Below are 26,712 nucleotides of genomic sequence, written 5' to 3' on the forward strand. Positions count from 1 at the left end.
GAAGCCTTGGAAGCTTTTCGGACAGCGATGTCTTTCCGTTTCTTTGAGTGGCTGACCGAGAATCGGGATGTGTTTGCCGCTTACAAAGCCAGTTTAGGCTTTGTTTGGGCTTGAAATTTGTTTAAGTCCCAATAGATGATTTTAGCATTGGGAAATAATTCTACAAAGGGAGCATCTCATTTATGCAAGTGAGTAATTATACTTATCCATAAAACTGTTTTCTAGCAAGGCTTTCAAAATAGCTTGACATAAAAACCTGATTTAGGGGTTACAAAGGTGAGATGCTCCCTTTACAAATTACAAAGAGCGTGATGGACTACTCTACTTACCAGATTTTGTCCCCCCCTGAACGGTTACTAAAAATCATCCATTTTTGAGAGTAGATCATCCATTGTATAAACGGGGAACTCTGCCTAAACTGAAACTAAAGGTAATCAAACAATTCTTCGTTCATTCTTTAAGAACTATTCGTTGTTGCTACAGACTGCTATATTATTGATTGGAGAACACACCTACAATGTCTGCTCAATCCTCAACCTCTACCCTAACTGCTTTACAAAAAACACCGATCGCTATTATTGGAATGTCGGCCTTATTTGCTCAAGCCAAGAATTTACAAGAATATTGGCAAAATATTCTCGGTAAAGTGAATGGAATCACTGAAGTGCCAGAAAGCGCCTGGAATTTAGAAGATTACTATGATCCAGACCCGAAAGCACCTGATAAGACCTATGGTAAATGGGGGGGCTTTTTGCCTAAAATTGATTTTGACCCTTTAGAATTTGGTCTGCCACCTGATACGTTAGAAGCTTTAGATTCGGCTCATTTACTTGGTTTAGTGATGGCTAAACAAGCTTTAGAAGATGCGGGTTATGGCCAAGGAAAAGAGTTTAATCGGGAAACAACAGGGGTTATTTTAGGAGGAAGCGGCCTCTGGAAAAGCATTACTCCCTTAACCAGTCGTCTGCAATATCCTCTCTGGAAGAAAATTTGCCAAAAAAGTGGTTTATCTCAAGAACAAACCGACAAAATTATCGAAAATATGAAGGCGGCCTATGTGCCTTGGCAAGAAAATTCTTTCCCGGGTATGTTACCAAACGTCGTAGCAGGTCGTATTACTAATCGCTTTGATTTGGGAGGAACTAATTGTGTGGTGGATGCAGCCTGTGCGAGTTCCTTAAGTGCTTTAAAAATGGCGATCAGTGAATTAATCGAAGGCCGTTGTGACATGATACTTACAGGGGGCTTTGACACGGATAATTCCATCCTTAATTATATGTGTTTTAGCAAAACTCCGGCTTTTTCTAAGAAAGATTGTCTCAATCCCTTTGATGCTACCTCCGATGGCATGATGGTAGGGGAAGGATTGGGAATGCTGGTGATTAAACGGCTTGAGGATGCAGAACGAGACGGCGATCGCATCTATGCAGTGATTAAAGGCATCGGGACTGCTAGTGATGGTCGTTTTAAAAGTATCTATGCACCGCGTCCTGAAGGTCAAGTTAGAGCCTTACGGCGCGCCTATCAAGAGGCGGGATTTTCTCCCGCTACCTTGGGGTTAGTTGAAGCCCATGGTACTGGAACACCAGCAGGAGATTTTTGTGAATTTACAGCCCTGAATGAGGTTTTTAGCGAAAATAACGCAGAAAAGCAAACGATTGCTCTGGGTAGTGTCAAATCTCAAATTGGTCATACCAAGGCGGCGGCGGGTGCTGCAAGTTTAATTAAAACGACTTTGGCCTTACATCATAAAATTCTTCCTGCTACCATTAACATTACCGAACCCAACCCTAAATTTAAGATTGAAGACTCGCCTTTTTATCTCAACACCGAAACCCGTCCTTGGTTGCCCAAAGGAAAGACACCGAGACGGGCCGGGGTTAGTTCCTTTGGCTTTGGGGGAACAGATTATCATGTGGTGTTAGAAGAATATACGCCCAAATTACCCCAAGGAGAAAATCGAATTCATCACCGTCCCCAATCAATTTTACTCTGGGGTCAAAATCCTGAAGAATTAAGGCAAATTTGTCAAAAAGCTCTAGAACAGTTGCAATCTCCCCAAGGGTCACAAGTTTATATTGAACTACAAAATCAAAGCAAATCGGCTCAACTTCCCTTAAAGGTTGCTAGAGTGGGCTTTGTCGCGACTTCCTTGGCGGAAGCTATTAAATTACTGCAAGCAGCCGTTAAACAGTTGCAAAAACAGCCTCAAGCAGACGCATGGGAACATCCCCAAGGTATTTATTACCGTAAGACGGGGTTATTACTTGAGGGAAAAGTCGTAGCACTGTTCCCCGGCCAAGGTTCTCAATACCTGAATATGGGTCGAGAAATTGCCCTAAATTTCCCAGAAATCCAAACCGCTTATCAAAAATTGGATACATTGAGAGCTAAAGCGGGTTTAACGCCCCTTTCAGCAGGAGTATTTCCGATTCCTACCTTTAACGAGGTGGACGAAAAACGGCAAACCTCTTTACTGCAACGGACGGAAAATGCTCAACCTGCGATCGGGGCTTTCAGTGTAGGACTGTATAAAACGTTGCAAAAGACGGGATTTAAGCCAAATTTTGTGGCCGGTCACAGTTTTGGGGAATTAACCGCACTCTGGTCCGCGGGCGTTTTCACAGACGACGATTATTATTACTTGATCCAAGCTAGAGGCCAGGCCATGGCCGCACCGAAAGGAGCCACCCCTCAAGGGGCCATGTTAGCGGTGACTGGGAAAGTATCTCAGATAGCGCAATGGGTTGAAGGAATGGCCAATGTGCAGATTGCTAACTATAATGCACCTGAACAGGTGGTATTATCGGGATTAGCCTCAGAAATTGCCACTATTGAGAAGATTTTAAGCTCTCAAGGCTATCAGGTTACGCCTTTACCCGTGTCTGCTGCTTTTCATACTTCTTTAGTACGTCATGCTAGTCAACCCTTTGGGAAAGCGTTGGATCAAGTGACGTTTCATGCGCCCCAACTTCCGGTTTATGCTAATGTGACGGCGGCCCCTTATCCCAAAGATTTATCAGGGATGCGTCAGCTTTTAGAAGCTCAGTTGTTGAATTCGGTTCAGTTTGTCCAACAAATTGAAAATATTTATGCTCAAGGCGGATATTGCTTTGTGGAAATTGGACCGCGCCAAATTCTCACTAACTTAGTTAAACAGATATTAGGCGATCGCCCTCATCTGGCCATTGCGCTCAACCCCAGTCGGCAAAAGGACAGTGATATTCAACTGTCACAAGGAGTAATGCAGCTTCGAGTTTTAGGTTTACCGTTAAACGATCTGGAAAATGCAGCTTTGACGGTGAAGACTTCCTCAAGCAAACGCAAAGGTATGACCCTTAAGCTGAATGCAACCAACTACATCAGCGATAAAACCAAAGCTTTGATCGGAGCTGCATTACAACCTGATTCACCTGCGGAAATAGAACCGTCAGTTGATTCCCAAACGGTTGAATCTAAGTGTGAGGAAGTGAAAGGGTCGGAAAACGAGGAAATTTTAGCCTCTATTCCTTCCGTCAACCCTTATCCTTCTGATTCTCAGCCTCTTTCAGAGGAAATTCCAACACTCAATTTATCTATTGTTTCTCAAGATCAAACTGTAACCATGACTATGAACAACGCTATTTCTAACAACATCAACCCTATTTTACAAGCATTCTACCAATATCAACAGAGTCTTGCCAAGGTTCACGAAGAGTACATTAAACATCAATCCCAGAGTTTTCAATCAGTGTTGCAGTTATTCAAACAAAAAGAGATGACAGTAGTTGCTCAAATTGACGAACTCTCTACTCCTGCTGCTTCTTCGGAGAATTCAAAATTTGATCGGCCAAATTCAGAGGTTTCCTCTGTTAGTTTTCCTGATCCTACCCCTTTTAAGTCTGAACCTCAGCCCTTACGAACTCTAGAACCTCAACCTTTAAACATTGCACCTCAACCCTTACCGACTCCCGAACCTGAACCCGTTCACATTTCCCCCATTGTCAACTATTTAGAACCTCGTCAACCCATTGCACCCATCTCTACACCTGAACCTGTGTCAGGAGTGAGCGAACCTTCTTTAGACTCCATTCAAGATGATGCACTGAGTCAAGCCTTATTAGAGGTTGTCAGTGAAAAAACAGGCTATCCTACGGAAATGTTGGCATTAGAAATGGATTTAGAGGCAGATTTAGGCATTGACTCGATCAAACGGGTAGAAATCATGGGAAGTCTGCAAGAAGCTTTCTCTGGGTTGCCCAAACTTAGCCCTGAAGCGTTAGCAGAAAAACGTACCCTAGCCCACATTGTTCAGTACTTGAGGGAGAAAATGATGGTGACAGAAAAAAAAATAGCTTAGTTGTTACCTCTACCCAGTCTAACCATCGAAAACACGGTGATATTGGACGTTATCAAATGAAACTGAAGCCCCTTGCTGCACCAGATTATTGGGATTTTCCCTCAACCCCTGATCAAACCTGTTTGGTGACCGATGATGGTTCATCTACTACTGCCCAAGTTGCTCAAAGTTTGCTAAACCAAGGCTGGCAAGTTGTGGTTCTCAGTTTCCCTCAATTCCTTATTCCTGTGCGTTCTTCTCTTCCTGCGGGGGTTCGACATTTTGTTCTCAATCATTTAAGTGAAGAACATTTACAAGCACAATTGGGAGATATATTTAAAACTTGTGGACTGATCGGCACATTTATTCATTTACATCCTCTCTCTCAGGGTTTTAATCAAGATCAAGAGACTTCAATTAACACCGATCAAGCGATTGTTAAACAAGTGTTTTTACTAGCCAAACATCTTAAATCTTCTCTGACGCAAGCGGCCAGTCAAGGACGCAGTTGTTTTCTCAGCTTAACCCGTTTAGATGGAGAATTTGGTCTCAGTGGAAAACGAGAATTTAGCCCTATTAGTGGCGGTTTATTTGGCTTAACGAAAACCTTAAATCTAGAGTGGGAATCGGTCTTCTGTCGCGCTCTAGATATTAGTCCCGACTTAGATGAAATGACAACGGCTCAAATTGTTTTAGCTGAATTACATGATCCTAATAGCTTAATTCAAGAGGTAGGTTATACTCCAAAAGGTCGAATGACTTTGACTTGTGAATTAGCTTCTTTTAGCAGTAAATAGGCAAAAGTTAATAGTTAGAATAAAATTAGCTGGGCGCAAGGCTTGCGCCCCTACATAATTATAGTTATTTAGATGAATTGCGGTCTAAATTTCGATTTTTAGCTAGTCTCTACTAACTATCAACTATCAACTAACAACTAACACGGTATTTTCCCCATGATTAATGATACTCAACTTAATTCATCTTCTGTAGTTATTGTCAGTGGTGGTGGCCGAGGAATTACGGCTCAATGCGTTATCTATTTGGCGCAACAATATCATTGTAAATTTATTTTATTAGGTCGTTCGCAAATTTTAGATCCTGAACCTGAATGGAGTCTTTCTTGTCAAGATGAGTCTGAGTTAAAGAAGCAAATTATGCAACATTTAACAACTCAAAATGAAAAACCAACTCCGAAAAAAGTTCAAGCACTGTATCAACAACTCTGTCAAAGTCGTGAAATTAAGCAAACCTTATCAGAGATTGAAAAAGTAGGAGGAAAAGCCGAGTATTGCAGTGTTAATGTTACCGATTCACAGCAACTAAAAGCAACTTTAAGACCGATTATTCAACGTTGGGGACAGATTACGGGCATTATTCATGGTGCGGGAACGTTAGCCGATAAATTAATTGAAAACAAAACTGAACAGGATTTTGATAAGGTTTATACTGTCAAAATTGATGGGTTAAATAGTTTATTAGGTTCGGTAGAAGTTAACCGATTAAAATTTATTGCTTTATTTTCTTCTTTTGTTTCATTTTATGGCAATGTCGGTCAATCTGACTATTCTTTAGCTAACGAAATTTTGAACAAATATGCTTATTTACTTCAACAAAAATATCCTAACTGTCATGTTGTTTCTATTGGGTGGGGTCCTTGGGATGGAGGAATGGTGACACCACAGCTTAAACAGTTATTTGAGCAGCAAAATATTAAGGTCATTCCTCAACAAACAGGGGCGCAAATGTTAGCAGAAGAATTAACCCAAACTCAAGCTAAAACCCCTCAAATTATTGTCATGAGTAACCCTATTTCTCCTTCTCCTAAACTGGTTACACCGCAAAAGCATAGTTACCGTTTATATCGTCGGTTGACGTTACGAGGAAACCCTTTCGTTTATGATCATGTCATTGGGGGAAATGCAGTTTTACCCGCGATGTGTGCGTTAGCATGGATCACTAATAGTTGCGAACAACTTTATAAAGGATATCATTTTTTAAGTTGTCATAACTATCAAGTGCTTAAAGGAGTTGTCTTTGATAAAAGTTTAGCTAATTTGTATTGTTTGGATCTGACTGAAGTTGAGAAAACAGAAGATGAAATTAAATTTGAAGCCTTAATTTGGAGTGAAACCGCTAAAGGAATTCCCCTTTATCATTATCGGGCGATTATTAATATTACTAAACAAGTAATAGCTGAGAGAAAACTTGACGAAAGTATTCAGCCTGTTAAGGAACCTTCCCTTAATTTCCAACCCTATCAAGAAGGAGTTCTGTTTCATCAGCCCAGATTTCAAGGAATTAAGAAAATCTTAGAAATTAATAAAAACGAACTTCTTTTTAACTGTTACTTACCTCCAATTTCTACACAAGATCAAGGACAGTTTAGCGTTCAATCCTTTAATTCTTATACGGCTGATCTCTTGTTTCAATGTCTTTTAGTTTGGGTCAGAAAACACTACAATTCGGGTAGTTTACCCCTAAAACTAAATGAGCTTAAGCAGTTTAGTTCCCTCCCTTTTAATCAAGAATTTTGGATCAAATTATCCATTAATGAACATAGTGATACTAAGGTAATTGCTAATGCACTATCTTATCATTCTCAAGGTAAAATTTATTTAGAAGCAACTAATATGGAGGTTACTTTGAGTTCTTGTCTTAATGTTTTGTTTCTTAATAATACGGTGAATTCATCGAATACTGTTTGCTTGTAATTTTTTCTCAATTGATACCCTATTTACATTTTCACAGGAGATATTATGAAACCGTCCAAATTAGCGATCGCTGGCTTAAGTGGCTTCTTTAATCAACTGTTAACCAGTCAACAACTATCAGCTTTAATTTATCAAGGAAACTCCCTTGATTATTCTCACAAACCGATTAGTGATCATTCTTGGTCTATCTTATCAAAGATGTCTGATCAAGGGTTAAAAGATTGTACTTGTAAGATAGGAAAAAAAGTCGCTTTAATTACTGCTAATAATATTAGCAACAATCAAGAAACTGAGCTTAAAAATATTAGTTATCAATTGGAAAGATTATGGAATTGTTCCATTGTTCCCTTTCAATTAACCCAAGGATCTGATTCTTTATTAAAGTCTCTTGAATTAGCCCAAATTCTCTTAACTGCCAAAGAAGTTGATACAGTCATTATTAGTGCGCTTAATACGGATTCTGAGTCTATTATTGGCGGAGCTTTAATCCTCAAAGATTATGAAACAATCCACAACAATAATAGTACGCTTGTTTACGGGATTATTGATAGCTTTAGTAAAATAGTTAACCCCTTATCTTCTCCATCAGTTGCGATTAAACAAAGTTGTCAGCAAGCATTTGAAAATGCTAAGATTCACCCCTCAGATATTGGTTATTTAGCTGTTTCCTCAACAGAGATAGATCAAGGGTTATTAGAGGCTTATTATGCTAATCATAATAACCTAACTTGTGCAGTCGGAATAGTCCAAGAGAATAATAATAACTTAGGGATAACTGAGGATTTAATTAGCTTAATTAAAACAGCACTTTGCTTAAAAAATCGTTATCTTCCTGCTGCCGATCAACTGTTAACTTCTAATCTTACTCAAGAATGGCAAAATAGTCCTTTTTATCTACCTGATGTATCACTTCCTTGGTTTCTTGAAAAAGGACAAGAAAAACGCTATGCTGCGCTTAATTTAGTCACTCAAAACAATACTTATAGTCATTTAATTTTATCAGAAGCAACTCCTCAAAGTACAGCCAATAATGGCTATTTACCCTATGGGTCATTTTATCTATTTCCCCTCGCTGGAAATGATAGTTTATCTCTACAAAGTCAGCTTGATAACTTAACCGAGAGTATTGAAAACAGTTTCTCCTTACCCCATCTGGCCAAAGAGAATTTTATTCAGTTTCAACAGAATTCTCAATCTCCTTATGTTGTAGCAATTGTTGGGAATAACAAAGAAGCTTTACAAAAGGAAATTAAACAGGCTAAAAAAGGAATTGATAAAGCCTTTCATACAGGAAAGCCTTGGAAAAGTCCCCAAGGAAGTTATTTTACCCCTAAACGGTTAGGAAAAGTGGGTAAAGTCGCTTTTGTTTATCCGGGTGCTTTTAGCTCCTATTTAGGAATGGGAAGAAATCTTTTTCAATTATTCCCTAGATTATGGGAGAGAGCAGAGAGTTTAATTAGTGATCCTGCTACCTTTTTTCAAGCAAACTCTCTTTATCCTCGCCGTCAATCTCCCCTTTCTAAACAAGACTTAGAAACCCTAGAAACTCAATTCATTGCTAACCCTTTATCTCTCTTAGAAACGGGAACAGGTTTTGCGGTTTTATTCACCGAAATTATGCAGAAATATTTCAAGATTAAACCTGATGCTGCCTTCGGTTATAGCATGGGAGAAAGTACCATGATGTATTCATTAGGAGTGTGGCCAAATGCGGATCAAGGAAGTCAATTTGTTCATTCTTCTCCCCTATTTCATACCCGTTTAATGGGAGCTAAACAAGCCGTTGCAGAATATTGGGGTCAACCGATAGATGAAAATTCATGGAGTAGTTATGTTTTAATGGCTACAGCTGAAGCAGTTCAAGAATGTTTAAAAACAGAAAGTAAGGTTTATTTAACCCATATTAATACCCCTCAAGAAGTTGCGATCGCAGGAGATTCTCAAGGTTGTTTACGGGTGATTGAAAAATTACAATGTGATCGGTTTCGTTCGCCTTCTGATATGGTTTTACATTGTGAAGTTATGCAATCAGAATACAATGAGTTTCTTAAGCTAAATACGGTGACAATGGGAACAGCACCTGATACTATTTTTTATTCCTCTTCTCATTATGATTCTCTGACCTTAGAACAAGAGAAAATTGGTGATCATTTAAGTCAAGGAATGTGTAAAATGTTAGATTTTCCTCGCTTAATTGAACGCACTTATCAAGACGGAGTGAAAATCTTTCTAGAATTAGGATCAGGAGGAAGTTGTTCTCGTTGGATATCAGAAACTCTTGGTCAAAAAGAGCATCTTGCATTGTGTATTAATCGTCGAGGTGCTGATGATTTAGCGACCATTATTAAGATGTTAGCACAATTAGTCAGTCATGGGGTAGAACTAGACTTATCCCCTCTTTATTTAACAGATGAAGCAGAAACCTTAGAGGCGATTTTTAAGACAGTGTTAACCACAGCACCCAAAGCTAATATTGAACCCCAAACTGAGCAACAAAATTCAATTATTCGAGAAAATACTGCTTCTCAAAAAGTCGCTGTTTTAGTCGCTTCTTCTACTCAACTTCTTTCCCAAGTTCCAACCATTTCTACGGTTGATCATTCAAGAACAAGCGTTATTTCTTCTCATCCTAAAACCGTTAAACCTTGTTTATTTGATCAACCTGAGATCCTCGAATTTATTGAAGGTAAAGTCTCTAAGATTTTTGGTCAAGAATATGAACCCATTGATCATTATACCCAACGAGTCAGAATGCCGTCTCCTCCCTTTTTGTTTGTCAGTCGGGTGACTCAATTAGAAGGAAAATTAGGTGATTATAAATCAGGTTTCATCGAAACAGAATATGATGTACCAGAAGATGCTTGGTATGCGGTTGATGGTCAATTAACGGTAGGAATTTGTCAAGAAGCCGGCCACGGACTCCTGATGCTATTAAGTTATATCGGGACAGATTTTGAAAATCAAGGAAAACGCTCTTTCCGTTTATTAGATTTATCTGCAACCTTCTTATTTGAACAACCCGAAAACGTTAAGTTGTTACGGTGTCGAGTTAAGATCACATCTTCGGTTAAAACTGATGATAGCTTATTAATTTTCTTCCAAGGAGAGGTGTTAATTGGGGATCAAGTTTGGATGAAATTTCATGACGGTTGTGCTGGACTCTTTTCTGATGAAGAATTAGAAAAAGGACAGGGAATTGTGCTAAAAGAGGCTGAAGAAAAAAAACGAAACTTGATTAAAAAACAACAGTTTACTCCTCTTTTAACCTGTTCTAAGTCATCCTTTAAAAAGGAAGAACTTCTTAATCTAAGTCGAGGAGATATTGAGGCTTGTTTAGGGAAAAACTATCAACAAAATGGCTTAAACTCTTCCCTCAGATTACCACCCGAAAAACTCTTAATGTTAGAGAAAGTGATGATGGTAAATCCTCAAGGAGGAATAGCTGGACTAGGGTTAGCAGTGGGAGCAAAACAGATCACCCCTGAGGACTGGTATTATTCTTGTCATTTTAAAAATGACCCCACTTTACCGGGGAATTTAATGATTGAAGGAAGTATCCAACTGGTGCAATTTTATTGTTTATGGTTAGGGTTACAAACTCACAGGAAAGATGCTCGTTTTCAGGTGATTCCTAATCAAACCCAAGCAGCCCGTTTTCGGGGACAAGTGACTCCCCAACATGGAACTTTAATGTATCAAATGGAGGTGTTAGAAATTGGACTTTCTCCTCAACCTTATCTTGTGGCTAATGTGGATGTTATTTTTGGCGGAAAAACCATTGCTACTATTAAAAATATTGGTGTTCAACTGGTAGAAAAAACAGCTACCATTCCCAGTATTTTCCAACCCATTGAGTCAGTAACATTCCCCCATATTTCCCAATTATCAAAACAGTCATCGGTTTTATTTAATGAAAACCAATTAAAAACCTTTGCTAAAGGATCAGTGGCTGCTTGTTTGGGATCAGAATTCGATATTTATGAAAATCGTCAATCGGTTCGTTTACCTAATGGGGAGTTTCAGTTAGTCAGTCGGGTATTAGACATCGAAGGTAAGCGTCATGAATTGCAAAAACCATCGGAAATTATTACCGAATTTGATGTCAAAGAAAATGCTTGGTTTTATAACCATAATGCCTATCCCACTTTACCTTACTGTACCTATATCGAAATTGCAGGTCAACCTTGTATTTTCTTAGGGGTTTATATGGGAGCAACTTTATTATTCCCAGAAGATGATCTTCATTTTCGTAATTTGGATGGACAGGGGACAATTCTCAAAGAAATTGACCTCCGTAATAAAACCATTACGGATAAAGTTCGTCTCCTTTCTACTACCGCTATTCAAGGAGCAATCATTCAAAAGTTTGAGTTTGAATTATCTTGTGAGGGTGAACCTTTTTATCGGGGTAATATGGTTTTTGGAGACTTTAGCACAGCCGTGTTAGCAAATCAAGTGGGACTTGATGGCGGAAAACGTCTTAAACCTTGGTATCAATTGAATGATTTATCCGATTTAACCGTAGAGGAAATTAATTTACAAGATTCCTTAACTCACCAAAACTTCTATTCAGTAAATCCTGAAAAACCCCATTATCGTCTTTCTCAAAATTATCTTGATTTTATCGAAAAAGTTTTCCTAATTCAAGATGGGGGTAAGTATCAAAAAGGATATATTTATGCCAGCCAATCAATTACTCCCGAAGATTGGTATTTTCCCTTCCATTTCTATCAAGATTCCGTGATGCCTGGTGCATTAGGCGTTGAGTCTATTCTTCAAGCTATGCAAACTTATGCGCTGCAATTAGACTTAGGCAAATCTTTCAAAAATCCTCGCTTTGGTCAAGCCATTAATCATCAAATTACATGGAAATATCGAGGACAAATTACACCCGAAAATCGTTTAATGTCTTTAGAAGTGCATATTTCCGATATTCGAGTCGAAGATGATGTAATCACAATTATCGGAGATGCCAGTCTTTGGAAAGAAGACTTAAGAATTTACGAAATTAAAGACATCGCCTTGTGTCTATTAGACAATGAACAGTGAACAGTTAACAGAGACCAGTGTATCTCGACTACTTGGTTAGTGCATTAACCATCGAATTGCGATAACCCCAGTTACCAGTGAATAGTAAACACCCATCTTTTCCCTCAGTTTAAAGTCAACAACAATGGAGAAATAAACCCCATGTTAACTAACCATAACCCTCTTACTACCTCCCCTAAATCATCCATTTCCTTTGAGAGTGAAGGAATTCGAGAAAAATTAGCCAATTTAGAGCAGCCTTGTTATGTATATGTCAAAAATAACCAGATAGGACTTTCTCACGAACCTAATGCTGATATACTGCCCCGTAGCATGATTAATGCCCTATCACCCCAACAATTAGGCGATCGCGCTTTTTGTGACTTTCATGGTTTAGACTATGCTTATGCAGCCGGTGCAATGGCCGGGGGTATCGCTTCCGAAGATTTGGTGATTTCTTTGGGAAAAGCTGGATTTTTAGCCAGTTTTGGGGCAGCCGGGTTAGTTCCCCAACGGGTTGAAAAAGCCATTCACACCATTCAAGAAGCTTTACCCAATGGACGATATGCCTTCAATTTAATCCATAGCCCCTCAGAGGAAGCCCTAGAACGGGGTTCAGTGGAACTTTACCTCAAATATGGGGTAAGAACTGTTGAAGCCTCTGCTTACCTGGATTTAACCCCCCATATTGTCCGTTACCGAGCATCAGGATTACATCTAAATTCTCAAGGCGATATTGAAACCCAAAATAAGATCATTGCCAAAATTTCTCGGACTGAAGTTGCTCAGAAATTCTTAAAACCTGCTCCCCCTAAACTGCTGAAAGCTTTAGTTGAACAGGGACAAATTACAGCCTTACAAGCAACTTTAGCTGAAAAAGTTCCTTTAGCCGATGATATAACCGTTGAAGCTGACTCTGGTGGTCACACAGATAATCGTTCTTTGGTTTGCCTTCTCCCTTCTATTATTGCCTTACGCAATGAAATTCAACAACAATATCAGTATGAGCGTTCTATTAGAGTGGGGGCGGCCGGTGGCATTAGTACCCCAGAATCAGCTTTAGCGGCCTTTATGATGGGAGCGAGTTACATTGTGACGGGTTCGGTGAATCATGCTTGTATTGAAGCGGGAACATCTGAACATACCAAACAATTATTAGCCCAAGCAGCAATGGCCGATGTGGTAATGGCCCCTTGTGCTGATATGTTTGAAATGGGGGTGAAAGTTCAACTCTTAAAACGGGGAAGTTTATTCCCCATGCGCGCGCAAAAATTATATGATCTGTATCAAACTTATGAGGGAATTGATGCCATTCCGACCGAGGTTCGTCAAACCATAGAAAAGCAAATTTTCCAAAAACCATTAGAGGCAGTTTGGCAAGAAACCCTTGCTTATTTTCAAGAGCGAGATCCCGAACAAATTGAACGAGCAAATAATAATCCTAAACGGAAAATGGCTTTAATTTTTCGCTGGTATTTAGGGCTTTCTTCTCGTTGGGCAACCAGTGGACAGCCACAACGAACAATGGATTATCAAATTTGGTGTGGTCCGGCGATGGGTTCATTTAACGATTGGGTTCGAGGAACTTATTTAGAATTTTCCGAAAATCGCAAAGTGGTAGATGTAGCTATGCACATGATGCGCGGTGCAGCTTATCTCTATCGTCTGCAAAGTCTGAAGTTACAGGGGGTTAATCTTCCGTCTCCCTATCATTTTTATCGTCCCACACCTCTTTAAAAACCCGCTTATAAACCTTGTGCTGGAATTTTCCCATGATGACTAAAAATGCCAATTCTCCCTTTTCTGTTGGACTTCCCGCCCTTTATTTAGTGGCCTTTTTATCGGGAATTTCCCTAGGGTTATTTAATCCCTTTGTTTCTACCCTTATGAAAGAAAAGGGTTACGACAATATTGTTATTGGGGCAAATTCTACTCTTTACTTTTTTGTCATTGCCGCAGGAACACCGATTGTGGCTAGTATTCTTCGCCAAATTGGATTAAGAAAAACCATGATGTTAGGATTCCTTTTAATGGGAATAACTGCACCTCTATTTGCCTTTACTACTCAATTATCTCTTTGGTTTATCATTCGTGGCGTTATGGGTTTGGCCTGTTGTTTATATCTGATTTCTGGACAAACCGCTATTAACTATTTTTGTAATGATCAAAATCGAGCCATGGTTAATGGTTTAGATGCTTTAGCTTTTAGCTTAGGTTTTGGTATCGGTCCGATTATGGGAGCAGTCGCCTATAATCTTTCTCCTAAGATCACTTTTTTATTAGGAAGTGGCTTGATTTTAAGTGGAATTGTTGTTGTCTTTTTTGGATTACCAGAGAAAACGGTTAAGTTTCAAAAGCCCAACTTTAGCATTATTCAAAAGCTCAAACTTCCCCTACAAGGAGCTTTTGCTTATGGCTTCAGTGTTGCCACCTTAGTTTCTCTTTATCCCCTTTGTTTACTCGAACAAAACTATGGCATTGAGCGCATTGGTTTGATTTTTGGCTTGTTTATTTTAGGCGGATTAATTTCAACCGTTCCTATTACTCATTTAGCCGATAAGATGGGGAAAGTTAAGGTTTTAGTCGGTAGTGTAATTATTGTAATTGTTTCAGTTTTTGGCTTATCTTTAATCGAAAATCCCATGATTACCCCCTTTTTAGCTTTTGTCTCTGGGGTAGGAATGAGTCCCATTTTCCCCTTATCGTTAGCCCTCATTGGTTCTACCGTTACCCTTAATGAATTATCCTCCGGGAGTGCTGTCTTTACCTCAATTTATAGTGCAGGTTGTACCGCCGGTCCCATTCTATCAGCTATTGTCATGACCATGATGGGAACTCGGTATATCTTCTCATTAATGTTAGTCATTTTTGTCTTATTTTTGCTGAGTTTAAGTCAGTCCCAAAAGTCCCATCCTGACTATCAACATTCTTCGGAGAATAGTTAGGAAAGTTTCTTGAATTTTAACTACACTAATTAACCACCTTCACAATTTATTCAAGGACAAAATCATGGAAAAATTAGCAATCATTGGTTCGGGTATTTCTGGCTCTCCCATCGCCTATTATCTTCAAGATCAATATGAGGTTGATGTCTATGAAAAAAGTAGTCGTGTCGGCGGTCATGCTCACACCTTAGATTTGGATGAAGATGGTCAACGCATTTCTTTTGATACGGCTTTTGTGGTTTGTAATAAACCTAATTATCCCAACTTGATGAAATTTTTTGCTGATTTAGGAGCAGAGACTCAAGATCATTTAGGCGGATTTAATTTTTATAATTTGGATACTGGAATGCAGTTTAATTCCCTAGATTTAGAACTGCCGATGGAAGAATTTGCTCGTCAGCAATCCTCTGAATTAGTCGCTTGTTATCAAGAAGCTAAACGTTTTTTTTCAGAAGCACGGGCTGATTTTTGGGAAGGAAAAACGAGAATTTCTATGCAAGAATATCTAGATAAAAATAACTATAGCCAAGCCTTTCGAGATAACTTTGTCATGCTAATGGGGTCAGCCGTTTGGTCAATTCCTACTGATTTATTAATGGAGTTTCCCGCTTCAACTTTTATCAGCTTTTTTATGACTCATGACCAAGGAGGGTTGGGGGGAAAAACGGTCGAATGGCAAACCGTTAAAGGGGGAAGCAGTCGTTATGTTGAAAGGGTCAAAGATGCTTTAAAGAAACCCATTCGCACTGAACAAGAAGTGATTTCCGTTAAAAAAAGAGAAGACGGAAAAGTAACGATAAAAACGACCACAGATGAAGAAGTTTATGATAAGGTGGTTATGGCTACTCATGCCGATCAAGCCTTAGAAATACTGGCTGAACCAACTGAATTAGAACAAAACATCCTAGGCTGTTTTAAATACAATGAAACCGCCGTAACTGTTCACACTGATCCAGTTATTATGAACCCCGATCGCAGTAAATGGCAATCCTGGAATTATGGGCAAGTAACTAAAGAAGGAAAGCTTTATACTTATGTGACTTATTATGCTAACAAAGTCCATAATTTTACCGCCAAGAAAGATTATTTTGTTTCCTTAGATACCCCACCTATCGCCATTGATGAAGACAAAATTATCCGCATTCTTAAGTATCGACATCCAGCTTATGACATGAATACTCTAGAGGCCCAAAAACAAATTTATCAACTCAATGAAACCGGCCCTATTTACTTCTCAGGGACTTATTTTCACATCAAAAAACGAGGCATTGATTCCTATGGCTTTCATGAAAGTGGCATCGGTTGTGCGGTTGAATTAGTTGAACATTTGAAAAAAGGGTAATGTTTTGCAAAAGGGAAAAAGTGCAAACTTCAGATAATGTAACATATCAAAAACCCTGCACTTTATCCTCTGTGCTACTAAATGGGACTTTGACAAAAAAATAATCGCAAAAAGGGGTGAAAGCCTTATTTATCAATAGTTTTCCTTTTTTAGCCTGTAAAAATGTCAAAGTCCCATTAAGAAAGTCCCCTCACCTCTTCCCCTCTTTTACTGGAGAAGGGTGAAATGTTCTAAGCTTAATACCTAAGGCTATAAAACCAAAATTTTTCGGAAAAAATCTGGAACTTTATGGTTCTCCCTTGTAGTGTTCTCTTAGGTAATTGAATCAATCAGGGTAAGCGCATCTTAACAATCCTTGACAAAATGAACTTTATGTAAGTTGCTTACCCAGAAGACGATTCAGGTATATTTGAGGAGAATTGGCCATCTCAATTGTTAAGCAAAAATCGACCAAATGGGTCGATTTCGTCACTATTCTGATTGACTGGTATCACTTGAAATGCCCACACAGCAAGCGGATCACAAAATTGGCCAATTGTCAATAGCGTTTGAGATGCTCTCACCCTGATTGAGTCAATTAAGTTACAAAAATCCGCAGGAATTATCTTGGAGTTAAAACATGAATCAAGTAACAACAAGTGTACTTTTTAGCGTTAACCAACAACAAAGGTTATTAAAGCATCAAAAACTCAAAGTTAGTGTTTTCTCCCTACTGAGTTCATTAATAGCTGGGATAACAACCCTTACTGTATCTTCATCTCCTGCAAAAGCCGAATTTCTGCCCTATCGCTTTGTCTCTGGGAAAGAAAGTATTCGACTTGATGCTACTACTTTGATATCTTTAGAAGCAATTGGTTTAACCTTATCAAACATAGACGAATTAGTACCCCCTGCTACTGGCTATGAGTTTGCTTGGCCAGTTGTTCCACCCTCTACTATTTTAGGTAATCGCGGAACTACCTTTGAGTTTCTTTTTGATCAAGAAACCGATACCTTTTTGCCAACATCAGGAACAATTGAATTTAGTGGGGTTTTTTCCTTTGCAGTTGATCCCACGAGATATAGTTTGATCTCACCCTTAGAATTAGGGGAATTATCGGTATTTTTTACGGATTATTTCTCATTTTTTGCCATCGATACTGTGACAACCAATGTGCCAATCTTGAGTGTTAATACGTTTAGTGCGCCAACGGTTGATGTTGAAGCGGGAACTTGGTTTCTTGAACCCATTGAATTAATTTTCACCCAAGAATTTAGTGATTTCCTTGTTCATGCAGCTTTGACTCAAGAAACGGCTGATCAAGTGGCCAGTGTAATCCCCGGTTTAAAATTCGGAGAAGCCAGAGGAGATCGAGGTTTTGTTCCCTTAAAAACTACTTCTGTACCTGAACCTAGTAGTTTACTTGGACTTTTAATGGCTGTTGGAACGGCTTGTATTCTTAGAAAGAAACATTAGACATCTCCAGAAAATATTCATATATGCTCGCTGTGAGGGTTTGAGCCTCTGTTCTAATAATTATTGGAGATGTCTATTCACTAATCCCCTTTTTTGTTCCCTAACCTCTACTCAAGTTATAGATAGGATTGTTTAAAGCTCATGAGTAATTCTCTAATGAAATGGTTAAGTTTGGCTACTGCGACTACAACAGTTTTGATGATACCCACAACTGTACAAGCTCAAATATTTGATTATGATCGATTAGAATTTTTGGAAACTCGTCCTCTTTCCGTCAATGGAACACTGTTCTTTTTCGGAGATCAAAATCAAAATGAAGGATATGTCGGTTACTCTAATTTAGATCGAAATGCCCCAGATGCTGGACATATTGGTTTTCGTGGTGACCTGAACAGTCGCTATTATGCAACAGGCCGAGAACATAGTCCAGATCCCACAGGTGCAACCCGTTCAGCAACCCTTAAAAGTCTAACCAGTTTTCCCAACTTAATGAATTACTTAAATAACAATAATATCCCTTTAGGTAATATTGGCTATGGTTTTGGGCAGAAAGAAGGTTTTTCAGTAACTCAAGCTCTTAATTTAGGGGGAGATATTTTAGGACAAGATTGGTTTGGTCGTCAGGGTTCTCGCGTTGAAGAATTTATTTATGCTTCTAATCCAGAGGCAGTGGAGTATTATTTGCTCTATCAAAACACAAAAATCATTAATTTAGGATATTCCGATATTTTTGTTGCTGCTGCTGATGATAATCTTGGTAGTATTTTTGGAAATCCTAATGTCTTTTTTACTAATCCTACTGTCCCTTCTAAATTCGCTGGTTTAGATGAAATAACTTCTGGAATAGCTGATGCTTTTTTACAAGATGTAGCGGCCGGTGGAGGCAAAATTCAACAAGTTTCTGAAGATATTCTTGATCCGGAGGATTTTAGTGTATCCATAAATCAAGGATTTGAAATCTTTAATTTTTCTTTTCCGATAGAAATCCGCATTGTCAGTACCCCTGAACCTTCATTAACCGTTGCCCTTATTCTTATAGGAAGCAGCGGTATTATTGGCGGAATTAGACAAAATCAAAAAAAATAAGTAGTTAATTTTATTGACTGAAAATCAGTTGAGGGAATTTTTGCTTAATCTAGTCCTCAGTAAGAAACAAATAATCTACAAATTGTGCCAAAGATTCTCCATTTTGCTGAGGAATTTACCATTTTAAACTAGATATAGATGATGTCTAGATAGGAAGTTGAAAAATTCTGATCTTTTCTGAAACATCCTTTAGGTTAGAGAAAACATTCTTGACTACAAACTCTAAAAAATTGACACAGGAGACTTAAACAATGAACACAAAACATCTAGCAACCCTATTAGGATTAACCTCTGTAATAGTATTTAATCCTCTTCTCTCCGTTAAAGCTGAACCTGTTATTTATATCGAAACAGGTGGAAAAGAAAGTCTTAGCTTTGATCCCAATGGATTAGCCATCTTAGAAAGTATTGGTTTATCTTTGGCATCTGTTGAGGATACTAATACTCCTGCACCAGGATACGATCATGCTTTTGATATTCTTCCTCCTAGTTCTGATCCCAATATACGAGGAACTGACTGGGTATTTAGTTACGATAAAGAAACAGGCAATTATGAAGTGATTAGTGGAACGACTGAATTTACGGGAAGTATATTTTTTAACGTTGATCAAAATAAGTTGAGTCTTCCCTCAGTTTTAGAAATAGGAAATTTTTCCGCATCCTTCCAAACAAACACTAATCCAGATATTCCCTTACCCTTTTTGGTTTTTATAACCGATACACTCAATACAGGTCTTAAAGTTCTCAGTCCGATCGAACCCGGATTACCTAATGTTGACCTCAATAATATAGCGGTAAGCGCTTGAGTGAGATACAGACCAAGCTTTGCCTAGCATGGTTTATAGCTCGTGACACTGTACCTCATACGACTGCACACCGCTATAATACTTGGTCACTAGAACCTGTTCCTTTTCTTTTCACTAAAGAATTTAGTGATTTTTTAGGAAAAGCTGGAGCGACTCAATCGGTGGAAGGGCTACAAATTGCTATCGGTAGAGCAGATCGTTCATTTGTGCCTTTATCGACTCAAAGTGTCCCTGAACCAAGCAGTATATTAGGATTATTAATGGTTGTCTTAGTTGCAGGTTTTCTAAATTTTTATGTATTAAATAAAACTACTGATTTTTTACTAAATCATTTAACTAGACTCCTCGACAAAAACAAAAAATCTACAAATTGTGCCAAAGATTCTTCATTCTGCTGAGGACTTTCCCATTTTAAACTAGGTAGTAGATGATGTCTAGATAACTCTCGGTTCGGGAATCACTATAGGTAGTGTTTCGATGACTGATCAAACCTACCTGTAGTGGTATTAGTTCAACTTCTGCCACTACAGGCAGTGGATAGCTTAATCCAAAAACACTATAGGTGGAAAATGAGCGAACCGTCAGTAGATAGCTTGAACTTAAAAAAACTTAATCATCAAATCTAAAATTAATCTATCTAAATCGCTAATCTTCACCAATTTGGAAATATGCTGATCAGTAAAAACCATCAAAGGTTTTTCAAGATGCCCCCATTTTGAATTAGGAAAAAACTCATGTCTATGCGTCATTTTGCTTTATTGCTTGGGCTAACCACCACGGGAACAGCCACTTTATTAGCGCCCCTTCCGACTCGTGCTGCTAGTTGTGAAACAGGTGATTTATTTGATTTTAGTTCCATCCAATTTATTGCAACTCGTCCCATTGCTTCTAATAACTGTTTGCGGTTATTTGGAAAGCGAACAGACCCGACTCCTCAAGGATTTGTGGGCTATGGCGCGGGTCACATTGAAACCAGTTTAAATGCACCCGGAAATCCAGCCCCCTATTATGCTGCGGGGATTGATTTTAGTCCCGAAAACTTGGTTAATCCTCTAGGTGCAACACGGGCAGCCACCTTGTTAAATAATATCACCGGATTCTCTAACTTTTCTACTTTCCTGACCAATAACAGTATTGATGTCGGTCGTATTGGCTTTAGTTTTGGTCCCAAAAACAGTGATTTTAACAAGAGTTGGAATTTAGGAAATGATATTAATGGAGAGAACTATTTTTCCTCTCCTACCTCCTCTCTAGAAGAACGCATTTATGCCGCTAATCCTAAGGAAGTAGAAAGCTTTTTATTGCTAGATACTACTAAAATTCTTAGCTTTGGTTATAGTGATATTTATTCATTCTTAGAATATGGTGCAACCACCGCCCCTGATGATGACACAGAAGCGATTATTAGTAATCCCTTTAGTGTCGCTAAGGTAGCCGGCCTGCTAGGAGAATTTGACGGATTAGCCAATGCTTTCTTAGCGGATGTGGGTTCTAAAAAAGTACAATTAGTCAGTGAAGATGCCGCCGTTGTTCCAGATGACGTTTTTATCGATGGCTCAATCGGTGCATTAAATCCCGTGGTTTCGATTCAATTTCCCCTGCAACTGAGAATTGTTTCGACTCCCGACCCCTCTGTTACCCTTGGCTTAATGAGTTTAGGCATTATTGCCGTGGGGTGTCGTTTGAAAAATAAAATTCGGAAAGAATAAGACAGCAGTTGTAGATAAGCTGAGACCCATCCCCGTCTTCACGTTAAATTCTTTAATGAATAGACTTATGCCAGATAGCCATCCTATGTCACACCCTATGTCGGAAGATCCCCTAAAAATCACTATCACCTCTTCTGAACCTCAAAAACACTCAAAACGCCGTTTCCAAGGGGCTCGGAGATGGTATCTTGGGGGACTTTTATTGTTAGGAGTCGGTTATGGGATTGGGTCAATCAGTCAACCAACTCAACCAATCGCTCCTTCTGTTGCTGAAAATGAACATTTTCTCCCCGTTGAAATCGACCAGCTAGTACAGGTCAATGCTTATCAACAGTCTCGAACTTACACTGGGGAAATTGTCGCTCAAAATACCAGTGATTTAGGGTTTGAACGAGGAGGAACAATGACTCAACTGCTGGTGACAGAAGGACAATGGGTGAATCAAGGAACGCCCCTTGCTCGTTTAGATGACCGTCAATTAATCGCCCAAAAACAAGACTTATTAGCCCAAAAACAACAGGCTTTAGCACAATTAAAGGAAATGGAGGCGGGTTCTCGTGCTGAAACCATTGCCGCGGCCCAAGCAAATTTGGCTCAAGAAAAAGCTCAACTACAAGAGATGGAAGTAGGACCTCGTGCTGAAACCATTGCGGCAGCCCAAGCGCGTTTGAAAACCCTGCAAGCACAATTAGCTTTGGCTCGTAGTAAACAGGAGCGACGACAGAATCTTTATACGCAAGGGGCTATTTCTCGTGAACAGTTTGACGAAGTGGTCACAGATATGGATAGTCAACAGGCAAGGGTTAATGAAGCTCAAAGTCAATTAGATGAGTTATTAGCGGGAACGCGCCCTGAAATCATTCGCCAACAGCAAGCAAGGGTTAAACAGGCTCAAAGTCAATTAGATGAATTATTAGCCGGAACTCGTAGTGAAGTGATTGAAGCTAAAAAAGCAGGGATCAAACAGCTAGATAGTCGTCTAGCTAGTATTGAACTTGATTTAGAAAAGACCGTTCTTCAAGCCCCTTTTTCGGGCAAAATTCAAAAACGTTATCTCGATCAAGGAATGGCGGTACAAGCTGGTCAAGGGGTGGTGCGTTTGGTACAATTAGACGGCGTTAAAGCCCATATTGGTGTTCCTACGTCTTTAACGTCTGAGATCAAGATTGGACAGTCTCACACTTTAAAAATTGACCAAAAATCCTATTCAGCAACCGTCAAGGCAATTTTACCCGAACTCGATTCTGCGAGTCGTACCGTAACGGTGGTTTTCCAACTTGAAGGAGGTAGAGGCAAGGGTGAAGTTACCTCGCCCGAAATAACCACTGGACAAATCGTAACATGGCAATGGCAACAAAACATCGATACTTCAGGTTATTGGCTACCCAGCACCGCCCTAGTCAAAGGAATTCGCGGTTTATGGTCAATTTATGTCTTAGGAGATGGGAATGCAGCCCAAGGATTTGTCGTAGAACGTCGGGATGTGGAGGTTTTATACACCGATGGGGAGCGAGTTCTCGTGCGAGGAACATTAGACGGAACGGAAAAAGTGATTACTAATGGCACAAATCGCATTATTTCGGGGCAAAAGGTAAAAATCAGTAAACAGTGAACAGTGAGCAGTTATCAGTTAACAGTGAACAGTAAACAGTGATCAGTTATCAATGAAAAGCTGAACACCTATTACTTATTACTTATTACTTAAGTGGGTGGGTGGAATTAAATATAAGATGAACGTAGGTTGGGTTGAAGCATGAAACCCAACCTAGGCATGGGTTACGAAGTGCGCTAACCCATCCTACAAATAATTGTGCCTCCCTACTTATTACTTATTACTTTCTCACCCGAACTTCATAATTCTCAATTCTTAATTCATCATTCTCCTATGTCTTCTATCTTTTATAAAAACGTCCGATTATTAGTTTTAACGATTTTAGCGATCGCCGTTTGGGGCTTATCTTCCTTTTTCAGTTTACCTCGTATGGAAGATCCCGAATTAACCCCTCGTTTTGCGGTCATTAACACCCAATTTCCTGGCGCAACCCCTGAACGAGTAGAAACGCTAGTTACTGATAAATTAGAACAAGCTTTACTAGAAGTCGAAGAAATTCAAAATATTGATTCTACCTCTCAGCTTGGCTTCTCCAGCATTACCATTGAATTAAATGACCAAATTACCGATGTTGATCCCGTTTGGTCACAAATTCGTGATAAAGTCAATGATGCTGTTTCTCAATTACCATCGGGAACTTCTCTCCCTGAATTTGAAGAATCAAAACCCAAAGCCAACGCCTTAATTGTTGCTTTAACTTGGCAATTATCAAGCCCTCCGAATTATGGCATTTTGAGCCGTTGGGCGCAAGAATTAGAAGATGATTTACGGTTAATTGAAGGAACAGAAAAAGTTGAATTATTTGGCAATCCTACGGAAGAAATTCGAGTGGAAGTTGATCCTCAACAATTAACCCATTTAGGATTAACTATACAGTCCCTTTCTCAACAAATCTTAGAAAGTGATGCCAAAGTTGCTGCCGGGCAATTACGAAGCGAACAAAGTAACTTATTGCTGGAAATTGAAGGAGAATTAGATTCTTTAGACCGTTTAAATCGTTTATCAATTAAATCAGGTGCTTCTAGTCAAGTAGTGCGATTAGGTGATATTGCCCGAATTAGTAAAGGAATTGAAGATCCCCCCAGAGAAGTCGCGATGATTAAGGGAAAACTGGCGATCGCAATTACTGCTTTTGTGGAATCTGATAGACGCTTAGATTCTTGGATGACAGTCGCCAAGGCTAAGTTAGAAAGATTTGAAAAAAACCTTCCTCAAGGAATTGGCCTACACATTATCTTTAATCAAAGTCGTTATGTGCAGCAACAACTGGACTCGGTTTTATCAAACCTGATCATGGGTGCTGTCTTAGTTTTTGGGATCACCTTTGTGATCATGGGCTGGAAATCATCTTTAATCGTGGGAACATCCCTTCCTTTATCAGTTTTGATGGTTTTTGGCAGTATGAAGGTGTTAGGCATTCCCCTACATCAAATTTCGGTGACAGGGTTAATTATCGCTTTGGGATTATTAATTGATAATGCGATTATTGTGGTTGATGAGGTGCAAATGGCTTTAAAAGAAGAAGAAGGTATATCACCGCTCAAAGCCGTTGCTACTACCGTACATCATATTTTTATTCCCTTACTCGCTTCTACCTTTACCAGTGTTATCGCTTTTTTGCCCATTGCTACCGCTTCAGGATCAACTGGAGAATTTACCGGAACGATTGGAGTAACCGTAATTTTAGCCCTAATTAGCTCGTTTATTCTATCTGTCACCGTGATTCCCGCCTTAGCGGGAAGATTACATCATTGGCAACCAACCCCCACAAATGGATATTGGTGGCAAAGCGGATTTACCCATTCTCGTTTAACCTATCTTTATAAGTGGAGTTTAGATCGCACTTTTCAACGTCCCTTATTAGCGATCGCCCTTATTCTTATTCTTCCCTTATGGGGTTTTATTAGCTTTCCTACCCTACAACAACAGTTTTTCCCCCCCACCGATCGCGAACAATTTCATTTAACCTTTGAATTACCCATCAGCGTGTCTTTACCCGAAACCGAGTCTCAAGTGATGCAAGCCCGAAAGTTAATCTTAAAGCATCCTGAAATTCAAGACGTTCAATGGTTTATTGGGAAAAGTGCGCCCTCTTTTTACTACAATGTCTTACAAAATCGAGAACAATCTCCTAATTACGCGCAAGGAATTGTTCAACTTCAGAAAAACGTCAAGTCGGGTGCGTTAATTCGCACCTTACAGCAAGAATTAGATCAAGCCTTTCCCCAAGCGCAAATTATTGTCCGACAATTAGAACAGGGTCCGCCGTTTGATGCACCGATTGAATTACGCTTATATGGGTCAGATTTAGTGCAATTACAGGTTTTAGGGGATCAAGTTCGCGCCGAATTAGCTAAAACCCCGGATATTATCCATACTCGCGCCACTTTAAGCGAAAGTTTGCCCAAATTAGCTGTCAATCTTAATGAAGAAAAGCTACGTTTAGCAGGGTTAGATAAAACAGCCGTTGCTCGTCAATTAGATACCAGTTTAGAGGGAACAGTCGGAGGCTCGATTTTAGAAGGAACAAAAGAACTACCTGTGAGAGTTCGGACTTCTAATAGTCAACGGAGCAATTTAGCTGAAATTAGCTCATTAAACCTCTTATCTTCGGGAAATTCTCCAACTTCATCGACAATTGTTCCCCTATCTACTGTGGGGACGGTGGAAATTTTGCCAGATATTGTTGCTATTTCACGTCGTAATGGCCAACGGATGAATACCATACAGGGTTTTATTCCGGCTGGTGTATTACCGGAACAGGTACTCTCTGAGTTTGAAAAACGATTAGAAATGAGTAATTTTCAGTTACCCTATGGTTATTCATGGGATTTTGGCGGAGAACAAGGAGAACGTCAGGATGCTTTAAGTAATTTGATTGCAACTCTTGGGGTTTTAGCGATCGTTATGGTGGCCAGTTTAGTCCTCACTTTTAATTCTTTCCGTATGGCTAGTATTATTATCATAGTTGCCATTTTATCTTTAGGATTAGGTTTAGGATCATTGGCCTTGTTTAATTATCCTTTTGGGTTTACAGCGATTTTAGGGATCATTGGACTGTTAGGAATCTGTGTTAATGATTCAATCGTAATTCTTGACGCTTTGCGTCATGATACTCAAGCCAGCCTTGGTTCACGTCGAGCAACTCGAAATGTGGTTATGCGAGCTACTCGTCATGTGGTAGCGACCACCTTAACCACGATTATCGGGTTTATCCCCTTATTATTTGATCCCAGTGGTTTTTGGCCACCTCTTGCGATTAGTATTATCGGTGGGTTAGGTGGCGCAACGTTAATCGCGTTATATTTTGTTCCTTCCGTATATGTACTCTTAGGTCGTAAAAACCTTACACAGAGTGCTAAACCGTGGTAGCGGTATGATTATCGCCGTCATTTTGCCCATCTTCCGCACTTCTTAACATTCAATTGATAATTTTTACTAATACATTGCTTACAACCGTTTGCCAGTAAAGATTGTAGCTACAATGATCGATTTTCATCAAGGTGAAGAATTGTAATTTGTTTTCTCAGAAAAAATCAATTATTGCTGGACTTCCCCCGTATAAACATACTACCTATGGCTAAAAGTCTTACAGAGCCTGAGTTACAGCAATAAAATACTAATGAACTACTGGACACAAAATCCTGAAGTTCTTACGCAGATAGGGTTTGAGGCAAAAATTTTCAAATTTGACCTTTA

The 26,712-nt window shown here is 39.3% G+C and carries 14 protein-coding genes; all 14 read left to right on the forward strand.

Going from position 1 to position 26,712, the window contains the following annotated elements:
* The first annotated feature begins 517 nt into the window (after positions 1–517).
* The 14 genes from IM477_RS13175 (at position 518) to IM477_RS13240 (ending at position 26,385) form a co-directional block, all read left to right on the forward strand.
* Complete coding sequence (locus tag IM477_RS13175; protein WP_287732089.1) at positions 518–4,339, forward strand: beta-ketoacyl synthase N-terminal-like domain-containing protein; 3,822 nt, start codon at positions 518–520, stop codon at positions 4,337–4,339.
* Positions 4,340–4,395: 56 nt separating this feature from the next.
* Positions 4,396–5,115 carry a Rossmann-fold NAD(P)-binding domain-containing protein gene (locus tag IM477_RS13180; protein ID WP_045359215.1) on the forward strand — a complete coding sequence of 240 codons (720 nt, stop codon included), beginning with the start codon at positions 4,396–4,398 and terminating at the stop codon, positions 5,113–5,115.
* A 156-nt stretch (positions 5,116–5,271) separates the two neighbouring features.
* Positions 5,272–7,029, forward strand: a complete 1,758-nt coding sequence (locus IM477_RS13185; RefSeq protein ID WP_287732090.1) for an SDR family NAD(P)-dependent oxidoreductase — start codon at positions 5,272–5,274, stop codon at positions 7,027–7,029.
* 45 nt (positions 7,030–7,074) lie between these two features.
* Entirely contained in the window at positions 7,075–12,078 is a 5,004-nt protein-coding gene (locus IM477_RS13190) for a short-chain dehydrogenase (RefSeq protein WP_287732091.1), read from the forward strand.
* A 141-nt stretch (positions 12,079–12,219) separates the two neighbouring features.
* Entirely contained in the window at positions 12,220–13,794 is a 1,575-nt protein-coding gene (locus tag IM477_RS13195; protein ID WP_287732092.1) for a PfaD family polyunsaturated fatty acid/polyketide biosynthesis protein, read from the forward strand.
* A gap of 35 nt (positions 13,795–13,829) precedes the next feature.
* Positions 13,830–15,002: an MFS transporter gene (locus tag IM477_RS13200; RefSeq protein ID WP_287732093.1), complete on the forward strand. Its 1,173-nt coding sequence runs from the start codon at positions 13,830–13,832 to the stop codon at positions 15,000–15,002.
* A gap of 64 nt (positions 15,003–15,066) precedes the next feature.
* A complete protein-coding gene (locus IM477_RS13205; RefSeq protein WP_287732094.1) occupies positions 15,067–16,344 on the forward strand; it encodes an NAD(P)/FAD-dependent oxidoreductase in 1,278 nt (425 codons plus the stop codon).
* Between the two features lie 619 nt (positions 16,345–16,963).
* A complete protein-coding gene (locus IM477_RS13210; protein WP_287732095.1) occupies positions 16,964–17,800 on the forward strand; it encodes a PEP-CTERM sorting domain-containing protein in 837 nt (278 codons plus the stop codon).
* A 156-nt stretch (positions 17,801–17,956) separates the two neighbouring features.
* Entirely contained in the window at positions 17,957–18,886 is a 930-nt protein-coding gene (locus tag IM477_RS13215; RefSeq protein WP_287732096.1) for a hypothetical protein, read from the forward strand.
* A gap of 251 nt (positions 18,887–19,137) precedes the next feature.
* Positions 19,138–19,692 carry a PEP-CTERM sorting domain-containing protein gene (locus tag IM477_RS13220; RefSeq protein ID WP_287732097.1) on the forward strand — a complete coding sequence of 185 codons (555 nt, stop codon included), beginning with the start codon at positions 19,138–19,140 and terminating at the stop codon, positions 19,690–19,692.
* Positions 19,689–20,090, forward strand: coding sequence for a PEP-CTERM sorting domain-containing protein (locus tag IM477_RS13225; protein WP_287732098.1), 402 nt, complete (start codon positions 19,689–19,691; stop codon positions 20,088–20,090). Before IM477_RS13220 ends, IM477_RS13225 begins: the two co-directional genes overlap by 4 nt.
* A 336-nt stretch (positions 20,091–20,426) precedes the next feature.
* A complete protein-coding gene (locus tag IM477_RS13230; RefSeq protein ID WP_287732099.1) occupies positions 20,427–21,401 on the forward strand; it encodes a PEP-CTERM sorting domain-containing protein in 975 nt (324 codons plus the stop codon).
* A gap of 55 nt (positions 21,402–21,456) precedes the next feature.
* Positions 21,457–23,013: an efflux RND transporter periplasmic adaptor subunit gene (locus IM477_RS13235; protein ID WP_287732100.1), complete on the forward strand. Its 1,557-nt coding sequence runs from the start codon at positions 21,457–21,459 to the stop codon at positions 23,011–23,013.
* 273 nt (positions 23,014–23,286) lie between these two features.
* Positions 23,287–26,385 carry an efflux RND transporter permease subunit gene (locus IM477_RS13240; RefSeq protein ID WP_287732101.1) on the forward strand — a complete coding sequence of 1,033 codons (3,099 nt, stop codon included), beginning with the start codon at positions 23,287–23,289 and terminating at the stop codon, positions 26,383–26,385.
* Positions 26,386–26,712 lie beyond the last annotated feature (327 nt).

Origin of the sequence: Microcystis sp. M090S1 (genome assembly GCF_020246295.1) — a bacterium.
Classification (GTDB): Bacteria; Cyanobacteriota; Cyanobacteriia; order Cyanobacteriales; family Microcystaceae; genus Microcystis; species Microcystis aeruginosa.